General features: G+C 69.4%; 19 protein-coding genes. 7 read left to right on the forward strand and 12 right to left on the reverse strand.

The window, feature by feature from the left end:
* Positions 1-254: 254 nt before the first annotated feature.
* Both ACZ7M2_RS20665 and ACZ7M2_RS20670 read left to right on the forward strand, forming a co-directional pair.
* Entirely contained in the window at positions 255-1,337 is a 1,083-nt protein-coding gene (locus ACZ7M2_RS20665) for a C40 family peptidase (RefSeq protein ID WP_471596451.1), read from the forward strand.
* A gap of 363 nt (positions 1,338-1,700) precedes the next feature.
* A complete protein-coding gene (locus ACZ7M2_RS20670) occupies positions 1,701-3,032 on the forward strand; it encodes a PP2C family protein-serine/threonine phosphatase (RefSeq protein ID WP_471596452.1) in 1,332 nt (443 codons plus the stop codon).
* A 175-nt stretch (positions 3,033-3,207) separates the two neighbouring features.
* Here the strand turns inward: ACZ7M2_RS20670 and ACZ7M2_RS20675 are convergent, their stop codons facing one another.
* From ACZ7M2_RS20675 to rox, 4 genes are all read right to left on the reverse strand, one after another.
* Positions 3,208-3,543, reverse strand: coding sequence for a DUF2516 family protein (locus ACZ7M2_RS20675; protein WP_075026970.1), 336 nt, complete (start codon positions 3,541-3,543; stop codon positions 3,208-3,210).
* 164 nt (positions 3,544-3,707) lie between these two features.
* On the reverse strand, positions 3,708-4,298 hold the full coding sequence (locus ACZ7M2_RS20680; RefSeq protein WP_471596453.1) for a hypothetical protein: 591 nt from the start codon (positions 4,296-4,298) through the stop codon (positions 3,708-3,710).
* Positions 4,299-4,397: 99 nt separating this feature from the next.
* A complete protein-coding gene (locus ACZ7M2_RS20685; RefSeq protein WP_352044028.1) occupies positions 4,398-4,925 on the reverse strand; it encodes a helix-turn-helix domain-containing protein in 528 nt (175 codons plus the stop codon).
* 112 nt (positions 4,926-5,037) lie between these two features.
* Complete coding sequence (gene rox, locus ACZ7M2_RS20690; RefSeq protein ID WP_471596454.1) at positions 5,038-6,489, reverse strand: rifampin monooxygenase; 1,452 nt, start codon at positions 6,487-6,489, stop codon at positions 5,038-5,040.
* Between the two features lie 139 nt (positions 6,490-6,628).
* On the opposite strand from rox, the gene ACZ7M2_RS20695 reads away from it, so the two are divergent.
* Together ACZ7M2_RS20695 and ACZ7M2_RS20700 are read left to right on the forward strand one after the other, a co-directional pair.
* Positions 6,629-6,955 carry a hypothetical protein gene (locus ACZ7M2_RS20695; RefSeq protein ID WP_471596455.1) on the forward strand — a complete coding sequence of 109 codons (327 nt, stop codon included), beginning with the start codon at positions 6,629-6,631 and terminating at the stop codon, positions 6,953-6,955.
* A 338-nt stretch (positions 6,956-7,293) separates the two neighbouring features.
* Positions 7,294-8,142 carry a nitroreductase/quinone reductase family protein gene (locus tag ACZ7M2_RS20700; RefSeq protein WP_471596456.1) on the forward strand — a complete coding sequence of 283 codons (849 nt, stop codon included), beginning with the start codon at positions 7,294-7,296 and terminating at the stop codon, positions 8,140-8,142.
* 114 nt (positions 8,143-8,256) lie between these two features.
* Here the strand turns inward: ACZ7M2_RS20700 and ACZ7M2_RS20705 are convergent, their stop codons facing one another.
* Positions 8,257-10,374 carry a HelD family protein gene (locus ACZ7M2_RS20705; protein WP_471596457.1) on the reverse strand — a complete coding sequence of 706 codons (2,118 nt, stop codon included), beginning with the start codon at positions 10,372-10,374 and terminating at the stop codon, positions 8,257-8,259.
* 98 nt (positions 10,375-10,472) lie between these two features.
* Positions 10,473-11,078, reverse strand: coding sequence for a TetR family transcriptional regulator (locus ACZ7M2_RS20710; protein WP_471596458.1), 606 nt, complete (start codon positions 11,076-11,078; stop codon positions 10,473-10,475).
* A gap of 128 nt (positions 11,079-11,206) precedes the next feature.
* Here ACZ7M2_RS20710 and ACZ7M2_RS20715 point away from each other — a divergent pair, with 128 nt between their 5' ends.
* A complete protein-coding gene (locus ACZ7M2_RS20715) occupies positions 11,207-12,181 on the forward strand; it encodes a zinc-binding dehydrogenase (RefSeq protein ID WP_471596459.1) in 975 nt (324 codons plus the stop codon).
* Here the strand turns inward: ACZ7M2_RS20715 and ACZ7M2_RS20720 are convergent.
* The 5 genes from ACZ7M2_RS20720 to ACZ7M2_RS20740 all read right to left on the reverse strand — a co-directional run bounded on the left by ACZ7M2_RS20720 (position 12,132) and on the right by ACZ7M2_RS20740 (position 18,090).
* Positions 12,132-13,061, reverse strand: coding sequence for a hypothetical protein (locus ACZ7M2_RS20720; protein ID WP_471596460.1), 930 nt, complete (start codon positions 13,059-13,061; stop codon positions 12,132-12,134). The two genes, ACZ7M2_RS20715 and ACZ7M2_RS20720, sit on opposite strands and share 50 nt — an antisense overlap.
* A 40-nt stretch (positions 13,062-13,101) precedes the next feature.
* A complete protein-coding gene (locus ACZ7M2_RS20725; protein ID WP_471596539.1) occupies positions 13,102-15,204 on the reverse strand; it encodes a phosphotransferase in 2,103 nt (700 codons plus the stop codon).
* Positions 15,205-15,524: 320 nt separating this feature from the next.
* A complete protein-coding gene (locus tag ACZ7M2_RS20730) occupies positions 15,525-16,430 on the reverse strand; it encodes a GntR family transcriptional regulator (RefSeq protein ID WP_471596461.1) in 906 nt (301 codons plus the stop codon).
* A 41-nt stretch (positions 16,431-16,471) separates the two neighbouring features.
* Positions 16,472-17,260 (reverse strand): HAD family hydrolase, encoded by a 789-nt coding sequence (locus tag ACZ7M2_RS20735; RefSeq protein WP_471596462.1) that lies wholly within the window; start codon positions 17,258-17,260, stop codon positions 16,472-16,474.
* Positions 17,209-18,090 (reverse strand): GntR family transcriptional regulator, encoded by an 882-nt coding sequence (locus ACZ7M2_RS20740; RefSeq protein WP_471596463.1) that lies wholly within the window; start codon positions 18,088-18,090, stop codon positions 17,209-17,211. The genes ACZ7M2_RS20735 and ACZ7M2_RS20740 overlap by 52 nt, the downstream gene beginning before the upstream one ends.
* 214 nt (positions 18,091-18,304) lie before the next feature.
* Between ACZ7M2_RS20740 and ACZ7M2_RS20745 the strand changes: the two genes are divergently transcribed.
* A complete protein-coding gene (locus tag ACZ7M2_RS20745; RefSeq protein ID WP_054232404.1) occupies positions 18,305-18,493 on the forward strand; it encodes a hypothetical protein in 189 nt (62 codons plus the stop codon).
* Positions 18,494-18,511: 18 nt separating this feature from the next.
* Here ACZ7M2_RS20745 and ACZ7M2_RS20750 read toward each other — a convergent pair whose 3' ends face one another.
* On the reverse strand, positions 18,512-19,432 hold the full coding sequence (locus tag ACZ7M2_RS20750) for a winged helix-turn-helix domain-containing protein (RefSeq protein ID WP_471596464.1): 921 nt from the start codon (positions 19,430-19,432) through the stop codon (positions 18,512-18,514).
* Between the two features lie 170 nt (positions 19,433-19,602).
* On the opposite strand from ACZ7M2_RS20750, the gene ACZ7M2_RS20755 reads away from it, so the two are divergent.
* Positions 19,603-19,788 carry a hypothetical protein gene (locus ACZ7M2_RS20755; RefSeq protein ID WP_054232402.1) on the forward strand — a complete coding sequence of 62 codons (186 nt, stop codon included), beginning with the start codon at positions 19,603-19,605 and terminating at the stop codon, positions 19,786-19,788.
* The last annotated feature ends 38 nt before the right edge of the window (positions 19,789-19,826 follow it).

Genomic DNA, 19,826 nt, shown 5'->3' on the forward strand with positions numbered 1-19,826 from the left:
AGTGCCGCGCGGGCGGTTGACGCAGGGGGTCGCGCGGGCGTGCTTCGTCGGTGGAGGGGTAGCCACCGCACGCCCGTGAGCTGCACGGAACGAACTGCGTGACTGACTCGTCACACAGGCGGGGAGATCGTTTCACGGAGGCGGGCCGGGGGGAAGGGAGTTCTTGCCCACCTCTGTCGCATTGCGCGCCGACATGGCACGATCCCCCAGGCGTCCGTAAGTTACTGACGGTAAATCAGTTTGGGGGCGGAGCAATGGGATCCGGCAAGCGGAGCCTGACCACGGCGGCCATGGTTCTGGCCTGCGCCTGCGCGGTGCTGTCAGCACCGGGTGTGGCGCACGCGAGCCCGACACCAGCGCCCACGCGCACACCGACACCGACACCGACAACCTCGCCGGCCGGCAAGGACCTCGAGGCGATCCGCGAGAAGCTGGACGCTCTCTACCACGACGCGGCGGTCGCCACGGACGCGTACAACGCCGCCGAGGAGCAGGCCAAGCAGCAGTCGGCCGAGATCGTCGACCTGGCCCGCGAGATCGTCAAGGGCCAGGACAAGCTGGACGAGTTGAAGGACCGCGCGGGCGCCGCGGCCCGGGCGCAGTACCGGGGCGGCGGACTGCCGCCGGAGATGCGGCTGTGGCTGAGCGACAACCCCCAGCAGTACCTGGACGGCGCGGGGCGGGTGCTCCAGGGCGAGCACGCGACCAAGGGGCTGCTCGCCGAGATGACCCGCACACAGCAGGACTTGGAGCAGTACGCGAAGGACGCCTCCGCGCAGTGGCAGAAGCTGGAGACCAACCGCCAGGCCAAGGCCACGGCGCAGAAGGAGATCAAGAAGCAGATCGCCGCCGCCGAGAAGCTGGAGTCCCAGCTCGAGAAGAAGGAGAAGGAACGGCTGGCGAAGCTCGAGGAGGAGGCCGCGTACAAGGCGCAGACGGCCTGGCTGAGTTCCGGCGTCCTCGCCGAGATCAGCGGCAAGGCGTCCGAGCAGGGCAAGAAGGCGGTGAAGTTCGCCACCGACCAGATCGGCAAGCCGTACGAGTGGGGCGCCGAGGGCCCGGGCTCGTACGACTGCTCGGGGCTGACCTCACAGGCCTGGGCCGCCGCCGGTCACGGCATTCCTCGCACCTCGCAGGAGCAGTGGAAGCAGCTTCCCCATGTCGACGTCAAGGACATGCGCCCCGGCGACCTGATCATCTACTTCGACGACGCCAGCCATGTCGCGATGTACATCGGCGACGGCGCGATCGTGCACGCACCGCGGCCGGGCCGGACGGTGACGATCGCGGGGGCCGGGTCCATGCCGATACTGGGAATCGTACGGCCGGACGCGTGACGGGGCGGGACGGGACGTAGGAAGCCCGGGCGAATCGGGCCGACGATCGGCGTACGGCTTCGGCCTGGATGGCCAAACCGCCATCAACCCCGAAAAAGCGTGCCGCCCTTCGTGATGCACCGCACGTGACCCACCCCACGGTTGTACAGACTCCTCAACCTCGCGGACGTGACGTTCGTCATTCCGGGCATCACCGCATCCTGTCCAAGTGCGGTACAGGATGCGGCATATGACGGTGGCCGCCTGCCGGACGCCGCGACGCACACCATTCCGCTGCGGCGTCCGCTACCGCTATGGTCCCCGTCGGTGGGTCGAGGACCTTCGCCCCACCACGCCCTCGGGGGGAGGGAAGGAACCCACACGATGCCCGTACCCATACCGCGGCAGAGAGCGATCCCGGCCGCGGAGAGCGGTCAGGCTCAAGGCGCGTCCTCACCCGGCGGCCCATCCGGAGAAGCGACCGGCGGCCAGGCCGGGGCAGTACCGGCGCCCCATGCCGCCACGACCCCGGTCGACAGCACCACCAACCTGACCCTGCTGGTCATCGAGGACGACCCGGCGGGCTCGCTCAGCGTGCCCGAGATGCTCGACGCGGCCGGCAAGCCGATCCGCATCCGCACCGCCCGCAACCTCACCGAGGCCGAGCGGCTGCTCACCGACGACGTCCACTGCATCCTGCTCGACCTCGCGCTGCCCGCCCCCGGCCGGGCGGCCGTGAGCGACGACGAGCTGACCACGCTCAAGCACGTGCTGCGGCTCGCGCCCCGGCACGCCGTCCTCGCGCTCACCGCCTCCGGTGACGCCGAGCGCGGCGCGGAGGCGGTGCGCGTCGGCGCCCAGGACTATCTGTTCCGCGACGAGCTGGACGGACGGCTGCTGAGCCGCGCGATCCGGTACGCGGTGGAGCGGAAACGTTCCGACAAGGCCGAGCGCCGACTCACCGAGTCCAGGCTGCGCGCCCAGGAGAACGCCCGCCTGGAGCGCGGCCTGCTGCCGACCCCTCTCCTGGAGGGCTCCTCGCTCCGCTTCGCCGCGCGCTACCGCCCAGGACGCTCCCGCGCCCTGCTCGGCGGCGACTTCTACGACACGGTCCGTACGCCCGACGGCACGGTGCACGCCATGATCGGCGATGTCTGCGGGCACGGGCCCGACGAGGCCGCGCTCGGCGTGGAGCTGCGCATCGCCTGGCGGGCGCTGACGTTCGCGGGCCTGTGCGGCGACGAACTCCTGTCCACCCTCCAGCAGGTCCTGGAGCACGAGCGCGAGAACGACGAGATCTTCGCGACGCTGTGCACGGTGGACATCGCGCCGGACGGGCGTCGCGCCGGGCTCTGCCTGGCGGGCCACCCGTCCCCGCTGATCTCCCGCCCCGGCCGGCCCGCCGAGCTACTGCCGTACGAGAACGGCGGCCCGGCGCTCGGCCTGCTGCCCGGTGCCCGCTGGCCGCGCCGGCAGGTGGAGCTGGGCGGCGAGTGGAGTCTGATGCTCTACACCGACGGCCTGATCGAGGGTCACATCGGCGAGGGCAAGGAGCGGCTGGGCCAGGACGGCATGGTGAACCTGGTACGCCGCCGGCTCGCCGAGGGCCTGGCGGGCGAGGAACTGCTGCGCGCGACGGTGAACGAGGTCAGGGACCTCAACGGCGGAGAGCTGACGGACGACGTGGCGGTACTCCTGCTGGACCGGACGCCGTGACCGCCGTACGGCCATGTGACGGTCACGCCGTGACCGCCGTACAACCGCGTGACGGTCACGCCGTAACCGCCGTGCGACCGCGCGACGGTCGGGCCTGGCCGACGGCCTGGCCCGCGTAACCCTCAGGTCCGCAGGACTGACCGCCGGTGGTCGACTTGAATGTGACCGCCGGGGGTCAGCGGCCTCCGTTGTAGGGGCCGTACGGGCCGTCGCTGCTGCTTCCGCCGCGGCCCCGGCCACCGCCGGAGACCTGACGGAGCGCGGGGCGTACGTCCACGAAGAAGACGATCGTGGCGACCAGCCCCGCGATCTGCAGGAAGATGATCGGGACCAGCAGGTTCACGGCCACCGTGATGCCCAGGATGATCAGCCAGAACATCTTGTTCTGCTTGTCGGCCGCGCGGTACGCGTCTTCGCGGGCCACCGCTGCCATCACCAGTGCCACCACGGCGAGCACCAGCATGGCGAGGAAGATCAGCGACAAGAAGCCGCCGAATGCCGTCAACAGCACTATGCCCACCGCCCGAGTCGATTCATCTCTACGGCCACCGTACCCGCAGAACGGGCCGGGAACTCTGAGAGTGCCCGGCCCGTCGTGCTGACCCTGCGTCCGGACCTTTCGGCCGGATCTTCCCTCCGGACCTTTCGGCCTGAGACGAGGAGTCCCGCCGTCCGCTACTTCACGGGCGGCGTCGTCTTCTTGGCCGTGACCTTGCGGGCCGGGATCTTCTTCGCGACGGGCTTCTTGGCCGGAGAGGGCACGGCGGCGGCCGCGGCCGGCTTCTCCTCGGACCTGACCTCGACCGGCTCGGCCTTCGGCTCGACGGCGATGGCCAGTTCCTCGATCTCCTCGGCGGCCTCGCCACGCCAGGTCTTCACGGTCTGCTCGCCGTGCTCGGCGACCTTCTCGTACGTCTCCTTGGCCTTCACGGCGTACTCGGCGGCGACGCCGACACCGCGCAGGGCGAGGTCCTGGGCGGACTCACCGAGCTTCTTCAGGTCGGTGTCGAGAGTGCTGATGAACTCCGTCACCTTGGCCTGGATGGTCTCCTGCGCTTCCTTCGCGCGGGTGGCGGCCTTCTCCTGGACGGTGTTCGCGTCGATGTTCTTCACGGTCTCGATCCGCGCCGGGGCCTCGGTGCGGATCTGCTCCACGAGGCCGGGGACCTTCTTCGCCTGCTGGACGGCCAGGTCGGCGGTGCCGGCCAGGAAGTACAGCGGGGTGGGGTCCGTGGCGGCCTTGCGGATGTCGTCGGTGATGGCCATGGTGATGGTCCTCCGGTCGCTTTCAGCTGAGGGTTTTGGTGTTCCGCGGCAAGACCGGCAGGCCCGCGTGGGGGCCGGCGGCGCTGCACGTCGTTGTCGTCAACTGGCGGTCTGCTGCGGATCGGCATCGCTGCCGTCGGCCGTGCGGGGGCCCCGGACGGCGGTGTCCGGCGCTTGCTGGGTGCCCGATATGTGCTCTGCCATGCCCTGCGCCTCGTCCTGCGCCATGTCCTGGGTCACGCTCTGGGCCATGCCCTGGGCCAGGTCCGGCGTGATCTCGAATCCGTTCTCCTTGCGGAAGGACTCATAGATCTGGAGCAGCACCTGCTTCTGCCGCTCGTTCAGTGTGGGATCGGCGAGGATGACGGCACGTGTCTCCACCTCGTCCCGGTCCCGCTCGGCGTCGAGGATGCCGGCTCGCACGTACAGCGTCTCGGCGGAGATCCGCAGCGCCTTCGCGACCTGCTGCAGCACCTCCGCGCTCGGCTTGCGCAGCCCGCGCTCGATCTGGCTCAGATACGGGTTGGACACCCCGGCGGCGTCGGCGAGCTGCCGCAGCGACAGCTGCGCGTTGCGCCGCTGATCGCGCAGGTACTCACCGAGATTGCCGACGTTGAGTGATGCCATGACTCCACCTTGCCGCACCTCCGCTAACAATTGCAAGCACCCGCTTGCAAAAGTGCGCTGCGCCACGAAGAGGGTGCCCGCGCGCCGCGCCACGAAGGAGGCGCCCGCGCACTCATCCGGCGGCGGCGCCGAACCACTGGGACAGCCGGCCGACCAGATCCCGCTGGTCTTCACCGACCCACGCCACATGGCCGTCCGGCCGCAGCAGCACCGCGGGCACGTCCAGTTCCTCGCTGACGTCGACGACGTGGTCGACCCGATCCGCCCAGCCCGCCACCGAGAGCCGGCCTGTCTGGTCGAGCAGCAGCCCGCGGCCACCGTGCGTCAGCTCATAAAGGCGCCCCCGCGTCAGCCGCACGTCCCGCATCCGCCGGCCGAGCAGTTCATGGCCCTCGCCGAAGTCGTAGCGGACCCCGACCCCGGTGATCATCCCGGTCACGTACCGGTTCACCTCCTCGAAGTCCATCAGCTTCGACAGCAGCTCCCGCAGCGCGGTCGCACCCGGATCGGTCCCCAGCAGCGTGATCTGCGCGCGGGTGTTGTCCAGCACGCGGGCGCCCACCGGGTGCCGTTCGGCGTGGTAGCTGTCGAGGAGCCCCTCCGGTGCCCAGCCGTTGACCTCGGCGGCCAGCTTCCAGCCGAGATTGAACGCGTCCTGCACGCCGAGGTTGAGCCCCTGCCCGCCGGTCGGCGGGTGGATGTGCGCCGCGTCGCCGGCCAGCAGCACCCTGCCGACCCGGTAGCACTCGGCCTGCCGGGTGGCGTCGCCGAACCGGGACAGCCGGCGCGGCGAGTGCACGCCGAAGTCGGTGCCCGCGACGGCCCGCAGCCGCTGTTTGAACTCCTCGAGGGTCGGCGCGGTCGTACGGTCCTCGGACACGCCCTCGGCGGGCACGATGACGCGGTACGTCCCGTCCCCGTTGGGGATGGTGCCGAACCGCAATTGGGTCTTGCGGACTTCCTCGACGACGGCCGCGACCGTCGCCTGGTCCTCGGTCATCTCCATGTCGCCCAGCAGCGTCTCGACCTTGGCGGGCTCACCGGGGAAACCGACACCGAGCTCCTTGCGCACCACACTGCGACCGCCGTCGCACCCGACGAGGTAGCGCGAGCGCAGGCGCGTGCCGTCCGCCAGCTCGACGGTCACCCCGGACCCGGACCTGGACCCGGCCCCGTCGTCCGACTGACTCAGCCCGACCACTTCGCAGCCGCGCCGGATCTCGGCGCCGAGTTCGAGGGCACGCTCGTCGAGCAGCCGCTCGGTGACCGGTTGCAGGGTGGAGAGACCGTACGGGTGAGCCGTGTCCAACCTCTCCGGCCACGGCTTGCGGATGCCGCCGAAGAAACCGCCGACCTGGAACTTCTCACTGACCGCGAGGAACCGGTCCAGCAGACCGCGCTGATCCATCATCTCGACGCTGCGCGTGTGCAGGCCGCGCCCGCGGGACTCCTTGGTCGGCTCGGCCAACTTGTCCAGCACGACCACGTGCACGCCGTGCAGCCGCAACTCTCCGGCCAGCATCAAGCCCGTCGGTCCGCCGCCGACCACGATCACGTCAATCATCGAACGCCATTCAACGAGAGGGGATTTCGGCCGACCGCAGAGTGGGCAGCCAGTGGGCAGCCCCCTTGGGGTATCCCCCTCGCTTCTCCCGCGTTCTTCCCTCGATCAACCCTCCCGCTCCGCGAGGAACTTCTCCCATGTGCGCTTGCCGGTGTCGGCGTCGGTGAGGGCCCTGCTCCACCCCGACGTGGTCCTGCACGCCGACAAGGCCGTCATCCCCACCCCCGAACCCGTCGTGGTCCGCGGGGCGCACACCGTGGCCAAGGGCGCGATGGCCGCGACCGGCCGCGCCGCGTTCGCCGGGCTCGCGCTCGTCGACGGGACGGTCGGCCTGTCGATGGCTCCGCGCGGCCGGCTTTGCGTGGTACTCGTCTTCGCGTTCACGGACGGTCTGATCACCGAAATCGATGTGATCGCGGAGCCGGAACGACTGGGCCGACTCGAAATCGCCGTTCTCGACAACTGACAGCGAGGAAAATCGCCGAGGCAATCCCGTATTTCACTCGATACGGGATTGCCTCGACGCGCGTACGGCATTACCGTTGCGCCCATGACTGCCGGGTCGGCCTTGTGCCGTGAGCGAGTTGGTTGCCCGGCCTCCGAGTGAGGCCGCGGCGGGGTAGAGCCCCGCCCACCCCGACCACCCCCTCCTTCGCATCACGTCTTCACCCCACCGCGCGTCCGCTTCTTCCGAAATTCCGCTTCTTCCGGAATTCCGCGCGCTCTCCCGCACCCCCCTACCGCGCCGCGCTCCAAAATGCCCCGCGGCAATCCACCCTGCCCGAAAACAAAAGAAAGTGACGCATGCCCAACCCATTCAATCAGCAAGTCATCGAAGAGTTCCGCGCCCACCACGGGAAAGTCGGCGGATATTTCGAGGGTGCCCGGCTCCTCCTGCTCACCACCACCGGCGCCCGCACCAAAACCCCGCACACGACCCCCGTCGGCTACTACCCCGACAACGGCGACCGCGTCATCGTCATCGCCTCCGCCGGGGGCGCGCACCGGCACCCGGACTGGTACCGCAACCTCGTCGCCGATCCGCGCGTGCGGGTCGAGAGCGGCGTCTTCACCTACGACGCCGAGGCCGTCGTCCTCGAGGACGCCGAGCGCGACCGGCTCTTCGCCCGCGCGGTGGAGGCCGACCAGGGATGGGCGGAGTACCAGGCGAAGACGGACCGGGTGATCCCCGTCGTCGCGCTCCACGAGATCCCCGGGGATGGTCCGCCGCACGTCGACGCGGGCTCGCCGAGCGAGGCACTGAGGGTCGTCCACGACGCCTTCCGGCGCGAACTGGCGCTCATCCGCGATGAGTTCGCCTCCTCGGGCAGTTCCCTCGGCGCCCAGCTCCGGATCAACTGCCTCTCCCTCTGCCAAGGCCTGCACCGGCACCACACCGGCGAGGACCTCCATCTCTTCCGTGCCCTCGCCGACGGCCACCCCGGCCTCACCCCGGTCCTGGACCGGCTGCGCGTCGAACACGAGCGGATCGCGGTGCTGATCGAGGAGTTGCGCCGGGTGGTCGACGAGCGGCCCGCGGACCCGGCCCGCGTACTCCCCGAGGTGGTGCGCCTGACGGAGGAGCTGGAAGCCCATCTCGCCTACGAGGAGGAACAGTTGATCCCGGCCCTGGAGGCAGTGGCCACCCCCTGACCCGCTCCTGAAGTCGGCCGGCCTCCGCCGAGTGGCGCGGGCGGTGACCGGACCCCCGTACACCTACCGTGGTCCGGTCACCGCCCCCAGGGAATGGCCCCGCCGGCCGCCGGGTCACCAGGGCAGGGGCCGCGCGTGCACGACCTCGAGCCGCGACACGGCCCGGGTGAGCACCACGTACAGCCGGTGCAGGCCGCGCGCCTCCGCCTCGGCGACGGCCGCCGGTTCGACGGCCACCACATGGTCGTACTCGAGCCCCTTGGCGAGGGTGGCGGGCACCACCGCGACACGTGCGCCCAGTTCCTCGGGCCCCGCCGCCTCGACCCCGGCGGCGCGCAGCGCCTCGCGCACACTCCCGATGTCCGGGTCGGCCGCGATGACGCCGATGGACCCCTCGTGCGCGAGCGCGCCGCGCACCGCGTCGACGGTGGCGGGCAGTACGTCCCGTGCCTCGGCAACCGCGCGGACCGTCAGCTCCCCGTCCCGGCGCAGTGACCGAGCCGGCGGTACGCGCACGTCGAGTCGTGCCAGCAGCCGGTTGGCGAGCCCGACGACGGCTTCCGGCACCCGGAACCCGATCGTCAGCGGCACCACGGCGGCATCCGGCTTCCCGAGATGCCCGAGCAGCTCGCCCCACTCCCGGGCCGCCCAGGGCGTCGTGCCCTGGGCGAGATCCCCGAGCACCGTGAGCGACCCGAAGGGGGCCCGGCGCGCGATCGCCCGGCACTCCATCGGTGACAGGTCCTGCGCCTCGTCGACGACCACGTGGCCGTAGCCTTCCGGGTGTTCGACCAGCCCGGCGACCTCGTCGAGAAGGACGAGGTCGGCGGCCGACCACCGGGCCGACTTGTACGAGCGGGGCGGCTTCGCCCACAGAATCGCCTTCTGTTCGTCGGCGTCCAGCAGCCCATCCGCCGCGCAGGCCAGCGCCTCGGCGTCGGTGAGGAGCCGGGCGAGAACCTCCTCGGGCCGCATCCGGGGCCAGACCGCGTCGACGTACGCGCCGACCGGCCGTGCCCCGGAGACCTTCCGCGCCCAGGCGTTCGTCTGGGGTCCGGCGCGCCATTCGGCCTGTTCCCGCAGACGCCGCACGGCCCGCGTCCGTACCCGCTCGCGCCCGATGCCGTACGGAGGTTCTTCCGCCCGTACGCCGTCCACGATGCGGTTCAGTTCCGCGGCCGACAGCCGCCACCGGTACGAACCGTCCGGCACGACGAGGGGGTCGGCGTACGTGCCGACGTTCCCGTACAGGGCCCGGCGCAGCACCTCCGCCATCCGTGCGTCGTGTTTGACGGCGGCGGCACGCTCGTCGTCGCGCGCCGTGACGGGGTGGCGGGCGATCTCGTCCCCGAGCGTCGACTGCCGTACGCCGCTCTCGCCGAGGGCGGGCAGCACCTCGGCGATGTACGCGAGGAAGGTGGGATTGGGGCCGAGGATCAGCAGTCCGCCGCGACGGATGCGCTGCGGGTGGGTGTAGAGGAGGTACGCGGCCCGGTGCAGGCCGACGGCCGTCTTGCCGGTGCCGGGAGCGCCCTGTACGCACACGGACGTGGCGAGGTCTCCGCGGACGAGGTGGTCCTGCTCGGGTTGGATGGTCGCGGCGATGTCCCTCATGGGGCCGACGCGGGGGCGTTCGATCTCGCCCGTGAGAATGCGGCTCTCCGGAACCGAGGTGCCTTCATGGCCCCGATCCCGATGGCCGTCCTCATCCCGACGGCCGTCCTCACCCCGGTGGCCGTCCCTATCCGGTCGCCCCCCTCCGATGTGTTCGTCCTCCAGGCCGGTGAGGTCCGCCGAGGCCCCCTTGCTCCCCGGCGCCCAGCCGAAGCGCCGGCGCACGGCCACGCCCTGGGGGTCGCGGGCGCTCGCCTGGTAGAAGGCGCGTGAGACGGGGGCGCGCCAGTCGACGACGAGGGGTGGGGCGGCGGGGTGTTCGGTGATGCGCAGGCGGCCGATGTGGTAGCTCTGCCCGGCGTGTTCACCACCGCCGGGTGCGAAGTCCAGCTTGCCGAAGAACAGCGGGCCTTCGGGGAGTTCGCGCAGATCCCTGGCCTGGCCGCGCAGTTGCCTGCCGAGCACTTCGGCGTCGGCACCGGAGGCGGAGACGTCCTCGCCGGTGACGACCTGCTCCTCGGCGCCGTCGACCATCGCGGCGAGGCCGGCCCGGCAGGCGTCGTGGTGGGCGCGTTCATGGGTGAGGGAGCGGGCGAGGGCGGGGTCGGTGGACGTCACTCGGCCAAGGATACCGAATAACGTTACCGAGTAACATTCTTTACCCGGTAGCCCTCTTTGCCCGGTCACTCATCCCCATGAAGCTACGCACAGCGGAGCTACGCGTAGCGCGGCAGACCCGCCTCCAGCTGCGCGAACGCCTCCTCGGCCGCGGCGACCGCGTCGGGCCGCACCTGCTCGACGGCCTCACCGCCGGCGATCCGCCGCCAGTTCTCCAGGGCGAGGACGCGCTGTACGGCGATGATCTGTCCGGCGGCGAGCCGCGCGCCGAGGTCACCGCCGAGCGCCCCCGCGAGCGCGGCTTCGGAGCGCTCCACGTATCTGAACATCCCGGCGGCCAGGGAGGGCGTGCCGTAGAGGAGACGGTGATAGGCCAGGACCTGCGGGGCGTCGTTGAGGCCGGTGACGGGATCGCGGCGCTCCAGCCCGTCGAGGAAGTGACGGCGCAGCGCCGTCAGCGGGGACGGCCCGCCCGCGACCACACGCGCGGGTTCGTCCTCGTGATCGGCGAACCGGTGCAGGACCAGGTCCTCCTTGGTCGGGAAGTACCGGAAGAGGGTCGGCTTGGAGATCTCGGCGGCGGCGGCCACCTCCGCGACGGACACGGCGTCGAACCCCTTCTCCAGGAAGAGTCCGATCGCGATGTCGGAGAGGGCCTGGTACATCCGCTGCTTCTTGCGCTCGCGCAGTCCGATCTCACCCATGCCCCGAGCCTACGCACGCCCCGGCACCTCCTTGCCCCTCCTCGGCTCTCCTTGACCTCAACCAGGCTTCAGGTCGAAGACTGTCCGGCGTTCGGCCCTACCTGTCTTCGGTTTTGAGGAGCGTTGCGATGCGTGCGGTGCAGGTGAAGGAGTTCGGCGGCCCCGAGGTCCTGGTTCCCGTGGACCTTCCCGATCCGGTTCCGGGGCCCGGGGAGGTCGTGATCGACGTGGCGTACGTGGACACGATCTTCGTGGAGACGCAGGTGCGGGCGGGGTGGGGGCGGGAATGGTTCCAGGTGGCTCCGCCGTACGTCCCCGGGGGCGGCGTGTCCGGTGTCGTCGGTGCCGTGGGGGCGGGCGTTCCCGGCGAGTGGCTGGGGCGCCGGGTCACGTCCTATGTCACGGGCAGCTATGCGGAGCGGGCCGTGGCGGCGGTGTCGGCGCTGACGGTGGTACCCGACGACCTGGACCTGCGCAGCGCGGCGGCTCTGGTGCACGACGGCGTCACGGCCAACGGCCTGCTCGACCTGACCGCCGTGGGCCCCGGCGACCGCGTACTGATCCTCGGCGCATCCGGTGGCATGGGCACGCTGCTCGTCCAGCTGGCCCACGCGCGCGAGGCACGGGTGGTCGCGGTGGCCCGCGGGGACGCCAAACTCGCCCTGGTACGGGACCTCGGCGCGGACGACGTGGTGGACGCCACCCGGGACGACTGGGTGTCCGCCGCCCGCAAGGCGCTCGGCGGGGCCGTCGAGGGGGCGGACGTCGTCCTGGACGGTGTGGGCGGCGACCTGGGGGCCGCGGCCCTGCCCCTGGCGGTCGACGGCGGCCGGTTCTCCGCCCACGGGGCGCCGTCGGGCGGCTTCTCTCCCCTCGACACGGAGGAGGCCACCCGCCGGGGGATCCGGCTCTTCGGCATCACCGACGTCCAGTTCAGCCCGACCGACCTGAGCCGCTTCACCTCCGCCGCCCATGCCGAGGCCGCGGCGGGGCGGCTGCGGCCGGTGATCGGGGAGGTGTTTCCACTGGAGCGGGCGGCTCAGGCCCATGCGGCTATTGAGGGGCGGGGGTTGGTGGGGAAGGTGGTGCTGGAGGTGTTGTAGGTGTGAGAGAGCGCCAGCTCGGGGCCGACGACAGGCTCCACAGGTCATCGAGATGCTTGTTCCAGGTGGCGACAACAGACTTCGAGTCCTCGTCGCCCTCCCTAGACCAGACATTGAGGTCGGTGCGGTAGCCCTTGGGGTCGTAGAACTCGGGCTCCGAACTGCGCTGCACGGTCCGGGTGACCACGTCGTAGAGGCCGTGCAGCACCAACTCCCGGTTGAAGACACAGATCTTGTCCCGCGGTATGCCCGGGTAGAGGCGGTACTCGCAATCCGCCGTCACCCGCCCGCCCGAGGTCAGCCGCTCCGCGATCGCCGACAACCGCCGGTCGTACATCTGGCACTGCGCTTCCAGGCCGCTGCGGTAGGCAGGGTCGTCCTGCGGCCTGCCGTCCGGGCCCACCCTCGACGGAACGGTCATCGGCTGCCCGAAGTCCGGGATCAGCACCCTTATGCATACGTGCCTGGTCGGCCCGGGGTCGTCGAGGAGACGTTCCAGGCGGTGGTAGAGCTCGTGGTAGAGCGTCTCACCGGTGTAGCCGAGAAATCTGATGTCCACCGTGCGGGCGCGGAAGGCCTCGGTCACGAAAGTACCCAATTCCTGCGACTTGACCTGGAGACGGGTCGGCCGGCGGAGCGAACCGTCCAGGTCCTTCACCGAGTCGTACAGCACATAGCCGACCAGGCTGAGCAGCGCGCCGCCGAGGAACGCCTTGTCCTGCAGGAAGTCCCCGAGCGGTGTCACGAACTGGGCGGTCACCTCCGTGACGAACAGAACCAGTAACAGGATGCGCGTGACTGCAGGCTCGTAGCGGACCTGGAACTGCTTCAGACGTGTGTTCAGGCCACTCTCGGCAGTGCTGTCCCCGGCGCCGAACATCGACAGTCCCCTCCCCCGTGCCGAAGCGTCCGGCGGAGAGTCAGACGTCCGCGGAGACCCCAGCTGCCCGTTGGCCTCCATGGTCCCCGTGCGGCAGCGCACGGGCAAGATAGGGGTTCGCGATCGGTTTGCCCGGGAGTCCCAGCGCGGCTATGGCTCCGGCGAGGGTCATCGCGTAGGTGTCCACCGCACGGCGGACGTTGGGGGCGTCCAGGCTGTCGCCGGTCACGAGGCGGTCGAGATCCACGTAGGCCGAGCGGACGACTTCCATCCACCGGTACACACGCCAGTCCTCACGCCACCCCTTCGTGCAGTCCTCGGGCAGCAGGCGAGCCCAGCGGGAGAAGAGACGCTCGCGGATCTCCGGACGCGTGGGGGTGAGGTGCATGTGGCGGACCAGGTCGTACAGCGGGTCACCGACGATCGCCATCTCCCAGTCGATGAGCGTCAGCCCACCCGTCTCCCGGCGCACGAGGTTCCACGGATTGAGGTCGCCGTGCAGGAGTACGGGGCGCCGCGGGACCAGGTGGTGACGGTCGAGGATCTCGCCGAGACGATAGCCGTTGGGCAGCCCCAGCTCTCGCGTCAAGTCCCTGGTTGCCTTGGGAAGTTCGTTCACCATGCGGACCAGTTCGTCCTGAAGTCCCCGGTAGAAAAGCAACCAGTTCATATCGGGATCCAGCTCCGCACGGTCTACGAAGGTCAGCGCCCGAAGCTGATCCACGAGATCGTCCGCCTCGTGAGGCCGCAGTCCGTCCGCGGGATGATCCGGAGGACGGAACCCGCCCACCGGCCCCTCGTACGAGTGAATCGTGAACTGTTCGTCCAGGCCGCTGGTACCCAGAACCAGCACTCTCGGGGCGCGTACGGAAACGTTTGACCGCTCGATGGCGCCAAGGACGGCGTGCTCGTTGAGGAACCGGCGCTCACGGGCGTTCGCCGTCCCGATCTTTCGGCGGACCATGACGGGAACAGGGATTCCCGATACCTGTACGGCCGTATTGAGATGGGCCGTTCCCTTGAACACACGGTCCGCGGAAGCGGCCCCCTCCTCGAATAGTGCCTGGCTCACAGCGGCCACGGGCAGCCGTGGATGCAGTGGGACTCGATGGTCGCGTTGCCAGACGATCTGCGAGACCGACCTGTTCCGGTGGCGCCGACCTGTGTGGGACTCGTTCCACCGGAAGAGAATGCGCTCGATCTCGGCTTCGTCCGGCACTTTCATGAGCCGCAACGGTTCCTCGGAGGCGACCAGGGCCCTGTGCACCGTCTGTGTCGCGGCGTCCAGTTCTCGCTGATCGAAGGCGTCGTCGAGCGACATCGCGGCCCGGATCACGTCCGGGTAGACCGACTGGGCACGCTCGAAGGCCACGTAGTGTTTCAGGTCGCGGTCGAGCCCTTGCACCGCCTTGGGCCGCCGTGCGCCCATGACCTCGCGCCACGTCTCGACCACCTCGGACCACTGGTGATCGGGGTACTGCATGCGCACCAGGTGCGTGGCGAGGTCGTGCAGCGGGTCGCCGTAGCTCGCCAGCTCCCAGTCGACACAGAGTAGGGGCGGATCACCGTCGTAGGACACGATGATGTTGTCCCGGTGCAGGTCCGTGTGGAGCAGGCTGAAGGGGCGGCCGACGAGCGCCGGTACCCGTTCCGCGAACCGCACCATCGCATCCGCGGGGACACCCAGCATCGCGAACAGTCCACCGAAGTCCGCCCAGTTGCGCTGCCTGATCTGCTCTTCCGCTGCTGAAGCCAACGCTTGCAGATAGGCCCGGCTGTCCCGGCTGGAACGCGGCCAGGCAGCCGGCAGTGGAGGAAGATGCTGCCGACGCACCTGCGTCATGTCCGCGAGGAGATGCGCGAGCGCGACGACAAGAGCGGAGTCCACCGGCTTGCCATTGGGGCAGACGGTCGACAGCGGCACGCCCTCCACATGACTGAGGATGGTCACGTCACGGCGCTTGACCAGGCACCGCGGTACGTTCGACAGCACGCTCCGGATCGAGTTAAGGATCTCCGCCTCGTCCTGCCAGGTCCTGATGACCACGGGCAGTGCCGAGGAGATCCGTTCCCGCACCGTCACCTGGGCCCCGACGTCACTCGCCACAAGCTGGCGATCGTCCTCCGTGAGCGGCCTCACCATGTAGTTCAGGTTGTGGTGCCCTCGGCCGAACGAGCCGAAGGCCCTGGCATAGCGCACGAAGCTTTCGTATGCCGTGTCCGCCGCGCTTTCCAGAGCCGGTGGGCGGGGCGGGCCGGGGATCGGCGGAACGCCCAAGGGTCACTCCTGGATAACTGTGCGTTGTCGCTGATGTTCATGCATCGCGATGAGGGTGAGCACACCTTAGTGCCCGCCTGAGAGCCCAGCTGAGCCCTCTACGAAATCGGTGCCTACTTGAGAAAGAGTTGTACCTCCCGGAAACACGGAGTTGTTGGAGGCCCGGTCGACTCCTCCGCCTCGTCTCAGGGCGCATCCGCCAGGAGATGCCAGCAGGAGTCGAACCAGGCCTGCATGCTCTCCATGAACACAGACCCGGAGGAGTCCGGATCGCCCTCGTCGTTGACGTGACGGGTCAGGGTCGATCCGAGACCGAGGACGTCCGTGGCTTCGACCTCCACGCCGTCGTCCAGCAGGATGGGCCGCTCCACCACCTGATACGGACCGAACAGCGCCTCGACGCCAGGACGCAGATACAGCTTGAACGCCGGTGCCAGTGGCACATGCCGGATCTCCACCTGCACGGAGGACACCAGACCCTCCGTCTGCAGATCGCGCAGCGCGGCACGCAACGAAATCGTATGCCGCCAGGTGATGGCACGGAGCCGGTCCTGCAACCGGCCCGATTGGTCGGGTTCCGGCTGTGCGGGCTGGTCCTCACCCGGCTTCTTCATACGCGGATAGGGAAGGTCCAGCGACTCCGAGGGCAGCAGTATGCGCAGCTCGATGCGCTCGGGGGTGATCTCCTTGAGCCGGATGTGCTCGGCCTGGAGTCGGATGTGGGCGTCCAGGGACTCCGAGGTGAGGGTGAACACGTCCAGTCGTACGGTCGGCTGGGCGAAGGCCCGTGCGACGAAGGTGCCCAGAGTCGCGCGCACCCGGGGCACTTCCTGTTTCGGGCTGCCCAGGTGGGTCGGGCTTTTCACGACCCGCGATCCGCTGCCCTGACGGGACTTGATCCAGCCTTCGTTGTTCAGCTCTCGCAGTACACGCTGCACGGTGTCGCGGGAAACCCCGAGTTCCTCGGCGAGCTCGCGCTGCGCGGGCAAGTGGGAGTCGATCGTGTACGTGCCGTCGGCGATACGGGTTCGCAGCGTCTCCAGGATGCGCTGGAACTCCGTACCGCCTCCCTCGCCGCGATGCCCCGTCACGCCCCTGACCGTACTCGCCCCCTCCTCCTACCGCAGGTGCCTCACGCCAACCCCCGAAGCACCCTCAGCACCGGCTCCAGTGAGCTCACCACGTCCTCGGCGCCCGCCTCGCGCAGGAGCTTCTCCTTGTAGGCGGTGTGGGCGTAGCCGAGGAAGGGGACGCCGGCCTGGCGGGCGGCCTCGTAGTCCGAGGGGGCGTCGCCGATCATCAAGGCGGCGGCGGGGGCCGCGCCCAGGGCGTTCAGGGCGCGGTTGAGGCAGTGCGGGTCCGGCTTGAGGTGGTGCAGGTCCTGGCCCCGGCCGTAGATGTTGGGGGCGAAGCAGGTGGTGAGGTCCCGGCTCGCGAGGTAACCGGTGGCCGTGCGGGCCGAGTTGTTGGTCGCGATGGCCAGCCGTGCGCCGACGGCGCTCCAGGTACGGATCAGCGGGTCCGCGTACGCGGTGGGCCAGGCGGACGGCACCGCCTTGAGTTCCTGCTGGGTCAGACGTTCCTCCAGCTCGCTCACCAGATCGCTGTGCGGATGGCGGCGGTGGACGGCGTAGAGGACGACCATCGGGTCCGGGTGGACCTGTTCCTCCTCGGTGAGCAGTCCCCGCAGCCCCTGCCGCTCCAGCCACTCCACCAGGTCCTTCGCCACGTCCTCCGCGGAGTGCCCCGCGAACAGCCGACAGATCGGCCCGTCGAAGTCGAAGAGCACAAAGCGAGCGCGTTCGATCACTTCCCGCAAGTTCTCGGTCTCTGCTGCCACAGGTTCAGTCTGCGCCGTATCAGAAGTCACTAGGAGAGTGTCAGGTCCGTGGTGATGGTTTCCCAGAGGGCGTCGAACCACTTCTGGGATTGGTCCACGAACGCGGCGTCCCGCTGACCGGTCCGCTTCTCGAAGGAGAAGAGGAGGGACTCCGAGCCGACGGCGTCGTACATGTCCAGCATTCCGTCGGCCACCTCCTCCTCGCGCCGCATGACCATGTAGTAGGCGATCAGGGCCTCGACGCCGTTGAGCAGGTACAGCTTCACAGGCGGGGTGAAGGGCAGGGCCCGGAACGCCACGCGTACGTCGATGCCGTGCGAGGAACGCAGGGCACGCAGGTTGTGCTGGAGGACGTGGACCTGGGCGTTGCGCTGGGCGAGCCAGCGTTCGTGGACCGGGTCGTCGTCACCGCGGCCGTCGACGGGGACCGGGAAGGCGAGGTTGATGTCCCGGGACGGGAGCAGGATACGGACGTCGATCGACTCCGGGCGGATGCGGCCCTCGTGGATCAGCCGGACCGGTTCGCCGAGCGCCAGCATCAGGGTCTCGGCGGTCAGGCAGGCCGCGTCGACCCGGACGTGCGGCGCGGAGAACGCGTCCGCCAGCCGGGGAGCCAGTCCGACCATCGTCGTCTGCGGCTCGTTCCGTGCCGAGGCCGGCGGCTCCGCGATCCGCGGGGGGCTGCCCTTGCTGACGTTGCTCAGCAGTCCGTCGTCCTGGAGCGCGCGCAGGGCCTGCCGGACGGTGCCCCGCTCGACACCGAACTCCTCTGCCAACTCGGCCTGAGTTGGCAGGCGGTCGCCCGCCTTCAGGTCACCGGCTCGGATCCGATCCCGCAGGACGTCGGCGATCTCCTGGGGCGAGAGCCTTCTGCTGCCGTTCACTGCAACGTTCTCCTGGGTCACGACCAAACGCTACAACTCTCGTCCATCTACGGGGAGTTGTTTGAAAGTTGTTTATGGATAGCAGCCAAGTGGGGACAACTTAATCAGAGTTGGTCACCAACTTAGCCAAGTTGGCGGAAGTTTTGCCTCCCCCACCCGAGTCCGTCACCGACTCACCCGGCCTCACCCTCGCACACCCCAGAGGAACCACCACGCCACAGTAGAAGCAGGAGAACCGCCCATGCCCGCCATAGCCCTTCTCTCCGCCCTCTTCGTCGTCGGCTTCGACCAGTTCGTGCAGTGGCAGTACGGCACGACAGGCGTCATCGGCCTGCTGCTCCTCACCATCGGGATCAAGGCCAAGAGCCCCACCTGCAGCTCCATCGGCGCGGTCGTCCTCGCCCTGATGGTCGCGGGTCCTGCCCTGTGATGTGCAGGGGAGAGTCGGTCAGCTCGAGAGCAGCAGCTTCGAGCTGATGGTCTCCCACAGCGCGTTGAACCAGAGGTGGGACTGCTCCACGAACGTGGTGTCCCGCAGACCGGTCCCCTGCGCGAAGGGGAACAGCATGGACTGGGTGCCCTGGACGTCGTACATCTCCAGGTACTCGTGGTCCACCTCCTCCTCGCGCCTGGTCAGCGTGTAGTAGGCGAAGAGTGCCTCGACCCCGTTGAGCAGGTACAACTTCACCGGCGGGGTGAAGGGGAGCGCGCGGAAGGTGACGTTGACGTCGATGCCGTGCGTGGCGCGCAGGGCGAGCAGGTTGTGACGCAGCACCTGGCCCTGGGCGTTGCGGTTGGTCAGCCAGCTGCGCTGGAGCCGGCCGGCCGTCGAGGCGTCCACCGGCGCGTCCACCGGCGCGGGAAAGGCGAGGTCGATGTCACTGCTCGGCAGCAGCACGCGGACGTCCACCCTGGCCGGTTTTATTCGGCCCGCGTGAATTTGCCGGAGGGGTTCGCCCATGGCAAGGGTGAGCGATATCGACGTCAGGCACAGCGCGTCGATCTCCACGTGCGACGCTTCGAAGGCGGCCGTGATCCGGCCGCCGAGTGCCACCGTGGTGGGCTGCGGTGAGGCTTCCGGGCCGGTCAGAGCCTGTCCCAGGGTGTCGGCGACGGTCGCCGGGCTCCCTTTGGACACATTGACGAGCAGATGTTCCGACTGCAGGATGCGCAGCGCCTGCCGGACCGCCCCGCGTTCGACACCGAACTCGTCGGCCAGCTTGGCCTGCGTGGGCATGCGCTGCCCCGGCCGCAGCTGGCCGGACCTGATCCGGCTGCGCAGCTCGTCGGCCACCTCACGGTGTGACCTCTGTGGCCGTGGTGACCTGTTCCGTCCATTGACGGAGGCGTGTTCCGGCTCCACGACCAAACACTACAACTTCGCGCCATCTTTGGGCAGTTGCGGGATAGGTGGTTATGAGTCGACCCAACGCGGAGATAAGTACCAGTGAGTTGGTTGCCAACTTACACAACATGGTCACACTTCCCGAGGGTTGGCCGCCAGGGCCGTCCTCCCCAGGACCCCAAGGAGGGAACGTCATGCCTCTCATCGCCCTCGCCGTCGCCGCCCTCGCCATCGGATTCGAGCAACTCATCCAGTGGAAGTACGGGCCGCTCGGCATCATCGCGTTCGTCGCGCTGTCCGTCGGCCTCAAGGCCAAGAACACCACCATCAGCGGCATCGGAGCCGTCCTGCTCGTGATGCTGCTCGCCCAGTCCGGCTGATCGGACGCCACCGTCCGGCAGTCCGGCTGACCGGGCTC

The sequence above is a fragment of the Streptomyces sp. NPDC111507 genome (assembly GCF_055638955.1).

What these genes read in the sequence shown, in the direction of transcription:
- ACZ7M2_RS20665 (WP_471596451.1), top strand. Translation starts at nt 255, where the DNA reads ATGGGATCCGGCAAGCGGAGCCTGACCACGGCGGCCATGGTTCTGGCC.
- ACZ7M2_RS20670 (WP_471596452.1), top strand. Translation starts at nt 1,701, where the DNA reads ATGCCCGTACCCATACCGCGGCAGAGAGCGATCCCGGCCGCGGAGAGC.
- ACZ7M2_RS20680 (WP_471596453.1), bottom strand. Translation starts at nt 4,298, where the DNA reads ATGGCCATCACCGACGACATCCGCAAGGCCGCCACGGACCCCACCCCG.
- ACZ7M2_RS20685 (WP_352044028.1), bottom strand. Translation starts at nt 4,925, where the DNA reads ATGGCATCACTCAACGTCGGCAATCTCGGTGAGTACCTGCGCGATCAG.
- rox (WP_471596454.1), bottom strand. Translation starts at nt 6,489, where the DNA reads ATGATTGACGTGATCGTGGTCGGCGGCGGACCGACGGGCTTGATGCTG.
- ACZ7M2_RS20700 (WP_471596456.1), top strand. Translation starts at nt 7,294, where the DNA reads ATGCCCAACCCATTCAATCAGCAAGTCATCGAAGAGTTCCGCGCCCAC.
- ACZ7M2_RS20710 (WP_471596458.1), bottom strand. Translation starts at nt 11,078, where the DNA reads ATGGGTGAGATCGGACTGCGCGAGCGCAAGAAGCAGCGGATGTACCAG.
- ACZ7M2_RS20715 (WP_471596459.1), top strand. Translation starts at nt 11,207, where the DNA reads ATGCGTGCGGTGCAGGTGAAGGAGTTCGGCGGCCCCGAGGTCCTGGTT.
- ACZ7M2_RS20720 (WP_471596460.1), bottom strand. Translation starts at nt 13,061, where the DNA reads ATGTTCGGCGCCGGGGACAGCACTGCCGAGAGTGGCCTGAACACACGT.
- ACZ7M2_RS20725 (WP_471596539.1), bottom strand. Translation starts at nt 15,204, where the DNA reads ATGGTGAGGCCGCTCACGGAGGACGATCGCCAGCTTGTGGCGAGTGAC.
- ACZ7M2_RS20745 (WP_054232404.1), top strand. Translation starts at nt 18,305, where the DNA reads ATGCCCGCCATAGCCCTTCTCTCCGCCCTCTTCGTCGTCGGCTTCGAC.
- ACZ7M2_RS20755 (WP_054232402.1), top strand. Translation starts at nt 19,603, where the DNA reads ATGCCTCTCATCGCCCTCGCCGTCGCCGCCCTCGCCATCGGATTCGAG.